Consider the following 2940-nt stretch of genomic DNA (forward strand, 5'->3'; position numbering starts at 1 on the left):
CGCAAACCACTGCGCTCAAATTAACCAGCCGTAACCTCAAATGCTCAACCAAACCAAAACTGCCACACGTTGACTGTCCCTCTTAAATGCCTTGTTAACTGGTCGATCCCAAATGCCAAAGTTACCAATATTTCTAAGCTGCCTATGCGGCAGTGAACGACCTTTTAAGAAATCACCGGAAATATACTCATTTCTAAGCTGCCTATGCGGCAGTGAACTATGAAACTCTAGCAGTAACTTACTGTTAATAATAGTAATTACATCAAATTTCTCAAAATAACCTTTTATTTTTCACTCGATTTATTATTAATATAAATCAATGACTTAATATTCAACGAAAAAAGATGGGTAATTTTATTGCCAGTTAACGCCGCATTAAGGGGCAGACAACGCAAACAGTTGAACTAAAACTAACCAGCCGTAACCTCAAATGCTCAACCAAACCAAAACTGCCACGCGTTGATTGTCCCTCTTGAATGCTTTGTTATGTAAGTTTGCTAACCATTTCAAAGCATTACAAAGAACAATATTGCCAAATACCGTTTAACTTACATGAAAAATTAGCAGTAACCCAGTAGAATTTGCGTGGCAACAACGACACTGCGAGCCCTAGTTCAAAGAAAAAAGTGACTTCCACCAAGCTTATCGCAAACTCACTTTACCATTGAAGCCAGAGTAAAAACTCGAAGAACAAGAAGCCGAAAGTTAAATCAACATGCACGAAACCCGCTCAGAAAAAGTCGACATTGAAATTAGAACAATCATAAAAAACATCTACTTTTCAATGCATTGTGGCCTTTTCTCTACGGTTACATAACGCCCAATTAAGGGGTGAACAACGCCACCACCCAACCTAACGCATTGTATCGTAAACACTAAATTTGAAGTGGAAGCAAAAGCGCCAAGCGTTGTGAATCCCTCTTAAATTGCTTGTTATGTACGTTCACACTATTAGCTGTTGTTCAGCAGCATATCTAAGTTTCTTTCTGCGTCAGCAACATCTGGCAAAGAAAAGAAACCGTAGTCTGTTGTTTGCTTGTCACCATCAGAATCTGTGTGATGAGAGCGTTTAAGGATAATATCACCGGTTCCGTTTTTCCTTTCAATTTTCTTTAATATGCTACTCTTTTTTGGATAAAAGTTTTCAATGCTATGTGTTTTGCCCACAGATAGTGTAAATGCTCGTTTGTTAGTAATAACGTATAGAGTTTTATGAGCTTTAATATAAGCGAACAATGGTGAGAAAAAGAGACATATTCCAAAAAATATGAAGGGCGAAAGTAGAAGTATAAAATGAAATGGCGGAAACTGTGGTTTTTGGACAATAGGCGAAATGAAGTATAACAAGCCTGCATTCCATGGGATTCCAAATAAAAACACACCAATAGAGTCACATGCACGACTCAAAGCATTAGGCATAGTCGACCAACAGATCGACTCATTAGGCTTTAGTTCTTTATCAATTACACTCTGAAATTTTGGGTCTATTCTAGACATATTCTTCTACAATTTGATTCAGTACATAACGCCCTGCTAAGGGGTGAGCAACGTAACTACTAACTCACCGCATAACACTGTAAAAACTAAACCAAATGCATAACAAAAATGCTACGCGTTGCGAATCCCTCTTGAGCAGCTTGTTATATGCCTTTTGTACGCATATACTTAATGCGCACTTTACATACGCACTGGAGGCAGCATGAGAAACTCATACAGCACACAAGCACCAAAGAAGGCGACAAATTTAACTCTAAACAGTGAGTTACTCGCCGAGGCCAAACGCCTTAATATTAATCTTTCAGCCACAATGGAAAAGGCACTTGAAAAAGAAGTAAAACAACGCCTTAAAACTGAATGGCTAGAGCAAAATGCAGAAGCTATTAATGCATGCAATGAACTTACTGAAAATCACGGTCTATTTTCCGATTCTTACCGAGTATTCTAATGTCACAATTTTCGCTATACCAAAATAACGATAAAAGCACTTCAACGGCATACCCTTACTTTGTTGATGTTCAAAGTGAATTACTTGATACACTGAATACTCGATTAGTTATTCCGCTAACACCCGTTGAGTTATTGGATAAAAAAGCGCCGAATCATTTATGCCCAATGATCCATATTGATCAAGGTGACTTTGTAATTTTAACTCACCAAATGGCCAGTGTCCCGACCAAGATTTTACGTGAACCAGTCAATGAGCTAAGTACTTTCAGAAATGAGATCATTGCAGCTATCGACTTTCTGATTACTGGCATATAACGCCCAATTAAGTAGCCCGAAACGCCCTGGCTCACTTTCCGCATTGCTCGGCAACACGAATTTTAACGCAAACCAAAAGTGTTAAGCGTTGAGGGTCTGCTTGAATTGTTTGTTATGTTTTACCACAAATGACTGATTTATTTGGCAAAGAACTGCATTATTGACCGGATTTTCTGAGCCTAATCACACGACAAAGCTCACTTGGCCGCCAGATGCACGGAACATAAAACGCGTAAGTCCACTTCCCTGCCCAATGAGGCAACCCGACCAACGTTCAACAAGCGCCCTCTCTTTCCAACCACAGCGCAAAACAATGGCAAATTGCCGAGGCAACTGCCAAGCCGATATGCCAATTGGCAAATACACTCAAAGCGCCTTAAAGCCAGTGAAACTTAAAACCAACCGCCACGACCTGAAAATGAAGCAAACCACGAATATTGGCATGTTTTACGGGCTGAGTTATTCATGAACTTGGGCCGACAATGCCGATTTGCTGAAGTAACTCGGACGAACTGCCAAAGGGACAAAGAACATAGATCGAAGAAACTTTAAGCCACTGAAATACAAGTAAACATAACGCCGCATTAAGGGGCAAGCAACGCAAACAGCTGAACTTAAACTAGCCAGCCGTAACCTCAAATACTCAACCAAACCAAAACTGCCAAGCGTTGACTGTCC

The 2940-nt window shown here is 40.0% G+C and carries 4 protein-coding genes; 2 read left to right on the forward strand and 2 right to left on the reverse strand.

Annotation, left to right across the window (positions count from 1 at the left end; genetic code table 11):
- Window positions 1-951 precede the first annotated feature (951 nt).
- On the reverse strand, window positions 952-1497 hold the full coding sequence (locus B7C60_RS00245; protein WP_099609953.1) for a hypothetical protein: 546 nt from the start codon (window positions 1495-1497) through the stop codon (window positions 952-954).
- Window positions 1498-1699: 202 nt separating this feature from the next.
- On the opposite strand from B7C60_RS00245, the gene B7C60_RS00255 reads away from it, so the two are divergent.
- Together B7C60_RS00255 and B7C60_RS00260 are read left to right on the forward strand one after the other, a co-directional pair.
- Window positions 1700-1945, forward strand: a complete 246-nt coding sequence (locus tag B7C60_RS00255) for a type II toxin-antitoxin system CcdA family antitoxin (RefSeq protein WP_099609954.1) — start codon at window positions 1700-1702, stop codon at window positions 1943-1945.
- Window positions 1945-2262, forward strand: a complete 318-nt coding sequence (locus tag B7C60_RS00260; protein ID WP_099609955.1) for a CcdB family protein — start codon at window positions 1945-1947, stop codon at window positions 2260-2262. Before B7C60_RS00255 ends, B7C60_RS00260 begins: the two co-directional genes overlap by 1 nt.
- Before the next feature lie 459 nt (window positions 2263-2721).
- On the opposite strand, the gene B7C60_RS17135 is transcribed toward B7C60_RS00260, so the two are convergent.
- The coding region (locus B7C60_RS17135; RefSeq protein WP_216639298.1) for a hypothetical protein at window positions 2722-2940 on the reverse strand (219 nt) is incomplete at its 5' end.

Origin of the sequence: Vibrio fujianensis, from assembly GCF_002749895.1 — a bacterium.
Lineage (GTDB): Bacteria > Pseudomonadota > Gammaproteobacteria > Enterobacterales > Vibrionaceae > Vibrio > Vibrio fujianensis.

Bases quoted from the DNA above. Each gene is read 5' to 3' on its own strand.
- B7C60_RS00260 (WP_099609955.1), top strand. From the start codon at position 1,945: ATGTCACAATTTTCGCTATACCAAAATAACGATAAAAGCACTTCAACG.
- B7C60_RS00255 (WP_099609954.1), top strand. From the start codon at position 1,700: ATGAGAAACTCATACAGCACACAAGCACCAAAGAAGGCGACAAATTTA.
- B7C60_RS00245 (WP_099609953.1), bottom strand. From the start codon at position 1,497: ATGTCTAGAATAGACCCAAAATTTCAGAGTGTAATTGATAAAGAACTA.